This window comes from Demequina sp., from assembly GCF_016278765.1.
In the GTDB taxonomy this organism is placed as follows: Bacteria; Actinomycetota; Actinomycetes; order Actinomycetales; family Demequinaceae; genus Demequina.
On record NZ_JADQBE010000061.1, the window covers coordinates 1 to 3,515 of the forward strand.

General features: G+C 67.3%; 1 protein-coding gene. It reads right to left on the minus strand.

The window, feature by feature from the left end:
• Positions 1 to 3,426 (minus strand): nitrate reductase subunit alpha (locus tag QZZ29_RS10275; RefSeq protein ID WP_291383018.1); only part of this gene is annotated, 3,426 nt, incomplete at its 3' end.
• Between the last annotated feature and the right edge of the window lie 89 nt (positions 3,427 to 3,515).

The following is a 3,515-nucleotide window of genomic DNA, read 5'->3' on the forward strand; positions in this document are numbered from 1 at the left end:
CACCACGCCGTTGCGGTTGTACGCCTCGATCCACTCGTTGTCCTTGACGCCGATCGACTCGGCATCCTCCACGCTCATCCAGATGTCAGGTCCGCCGCGCGACAGCGACAGCATGTACTGGTTGTCCTGGTAGTTCGAGTGAATCGACCACTTCGAGTGGGGGGTGAGGTAGCGCACCGTCACCTCACGCCCCACGCCGGTTCGCTGGTCGCCGAAGATGCGATGCATGTTCAGCGGAGGGCGATACGTGGGCAGGTTCTCGCCCAGTTCCGTCATCCAGTCGTGGTCAAGGAAGAAGTGCTGACGCCCCGTGAGCGTGTGCCATGGCTTGAGCCGCTCCACGTTGATGGCGAAGGCCGTGTAGCGGCGCCCGCCGTGCTCGCTGCCCGACCACTCGGGGCTCGTGATGACGGGCACTGGTCGCGCCTGGGTGTCGGCAAAGGTGATTCGCTTTCCCTCGTGATCCTCCGCGAGGTCCGCCAGCCGCTGGCCCGTGCGCTTTTCGAGGTCCCTGAAGCCCTCGACAGACACGCGCCCGTTGGTGGTCCCTGACAGCGCGAGGATCGTCTCGCACGCATGCACCGACGTCACCAGGGAGGGCCTTCCAGCCGCCGGGCCGTTAGGGATGACGCCGTTGACGCTCGCGAGCAGTTCCACCTCTTGCGTGGGAAACACCGCCACGCCCTTGGTGTTGGTGCCGAGCTTCTCCACGAGCGGGCCGAGCGCCGACATCTTGTCCGCGAACTGCGAGTAGTCCCGCTCGACCAGCACAAACTTGGGCGCCGTCTTGCCCGGAATGAGGTCGACCTCACCCGTCTTCCAATCGCCGACGATGCCGCTGGGCAGCGCCATGGCGTCGGCGGTGTCGTGGAGCAGGGGCACGGCGACCAGGTCGGTGCGCTTGCCCAGGTGGCCGATCGACAGGTCGGTGACCGAGCGCGCGAGTTCCTGGAAGGTGTCGTAGTCGCTCTTGGTCTCCCACGGCGGGTTGATGGCAGGGGTGAAGGCGTGCACGAACGGGTGCATGTCGGTGCTCGACAGGTCGTGCTTCTCGTACCAAGTCGCGGCGGGGAAGATCACGTCGGAGTACAGCCCCGTCGAGGTCATCCGGTAGTCCATGCTGACCAGCAGGTCGAGCTTTCCCTGTGCGGCCTCACGCCACGTCACGTCCCGTGGCCGCGAGTCCTCCGGAGCCTCCTCGGCGCGGATCGAGCTGTCCGCACCCAGCAGGTGGTGCAGGAAATACTCGTTGCCCTTGGAAGAGGAGCCGATGAGGTTGGCGCGCCACACGGTGAGCACGCGGGGCCAGTTCTGCTCCGCGTCCGGGTCCTCGACCGCGAAGTTGACGTCGCCTGACAGCAGCTTGTCCTTCATGTACTCGCCAGCGGTCTTGCCCGATGCGACGACGTCGTCGCCCAGGTCGAGGCTGCTGCGGTTGAACGTGGGGTACGACGGCATCCAGCCGGACCGCGCCGACTGGGCAATCGCGTCGATCGACTTGAGGCCCTTGAACCGTCCCTCGCCCAGGGGCGATGAGATCGCATCGGGCCCCATGTTGTCGTAGCGCCACTGGCCGGTGTTGACGTACCAGAACGCCGTGCCGATCATCTGGCGCGGGGGTCGCATCCAGTCGAGCCCGAACGCGAGGGTCGCCCAGCCGGTGACGGGACGACACTTCTCTTGGCCGACGTAGTGTGCCCAGCCGCCGCCGTTGACGCCTTGGCAGCCGGTGAGGGTGATGAGCGCAAGGAACGTGCGGTAGGTCTCGTCCGAGTGGAACCAGTGGTTGGTGCCGGCGCCCAGGATGATCATCGAGCGGCCGCCGGAGTCCTCCGCGTTTTGCGCGAATTCGCGGCCGATGCGTTCAGCCATCGCGGCGGGCACGCCCGTAATCTCTTCTTGCCACGCGGGCGTGTAGGGCGTCGGGTCGTCGTAGCCCGTGGGCCACTCGCCTGGCAGGCCCTCGCGACCCACTCCGTATTGCGCGAGCATCAGGTCGAACACGGTGGTCACGAGGCGTTCGCCGTGCACCGTGTTGAGCCGCCCTGCGGGCACGCCGCGGTGGTGCACGCCACCACCCTCGTTGTTCTCTTGGCCCAGGTCGAACCGAGGCAGCAGCAGCTCCGCGACCTCGGTGTCGCTTGCCTCGAAGAGCGACAGCGCAGGCTCGACGCCTTCCAGGTCAAGGTTCCACTTGCCGATGCCCTCGTCGCCAAAGCGGTGCCCGAGCGAGCCGTTGGGGACGTGGGGCGCCCCCGTGGCCGAGTCGATGAGCACTGTCTTGAACTGAGCGTTCTCGCTGGTATCTCCCAGGTCCGCGGCGGTGACGAACTTGTCGGGCACCCACGCTCCGTCCTTCTCCCTGAGGCTCACCAGGAAGGGCAGGTCGCTGTACTTCTTGACGTACTCCACGAACCGGGGCACCTGGCGCTCGATGAAGAACTCCCTGAGCACCACGTGGCCCATGGCCATGGCGAGCGCGCCGTCGGTGCCGGGGTGAGGGCTCATCCACTCGTCGGCAAACTTGGTGTTGTCCGCATAGTCGGGGGAGACCGTGACGACCTTCTGGCCGCGGTAGCGCGCCTCCGCCATGAAGTGGGCGTCCGGGGTGCGCGTGACGGGCACGTTGGCGCCCCACATGATGAGGTACGACGCGTTCCACCAGTCGGCGGATTCCGGAACGTCTGTCTGGTCGCCAAACACCTGCGGCGACGCGACCGGGAGGTCGGCGTACCAGTCGTAGAAGCTCAGCATCGAGCCGCCGAGCATGCTGATGAAGCGGCCGCCGGCGGCGTGGGACGCCATGGACATCGCCGGGATGGGCGAGAAGCCGAACACGCGGTCGGGCCCGTGGTCCTTGATGGTGTGCACGTGGGCTGCAGCCACGATCTCCTTCGCCTCAGCCCAGGAGGCTCGTACGAGGCCGCCCTTGCCCCGTGCCTGTTGGTAGCGTCGGCGCGTTTCGGGGTTGGTGACGACGGCCTTCCACGCGTCCACGGGGTCGGGGTGTTCTCGTTTGGCGGCCCGATACGCCTCGAGCAGCACGCCGCGAATGTACGGGTAGCGCACGCGTGTGGGGGAGTAGGTGTACCAGGAGAACGCGGCGCCGCGGGGGCAGCCGCGCGGCTCGTACTCCGGGCTGTCGGCGCCCACGGAGGGGTAGTCGGTCTGCTGCGTCTCCCACGTGATCACGCCGTCCTTGACGTAGACCTTCCACGAGCACGAGCCGGTGCAGTTCACGCCGTGGGTGCTGCGCACAATCTTGTCGTGGCTCCAGCGGTCGCGGTAGAACGCGTCCGCGTCCCTGCCGCCCTCCCGGGTCACCGTGCGGAGGTCGTCGGACACCTTCCCCGGCGTGAAGAACCGGCCCGCGTTGACCAGGAAGCTGCCGGCAATGCTGCTGGAGCGGTCTGACGTCGTTGTCATGGGAGTCCTATTCGCTAGGGGCGGCGGCGTGGGGAGGGTCCGGGGCTTCGGTGGCCGCGGCGGGGCGCCGGAGAGGGGGACGGTGGTGA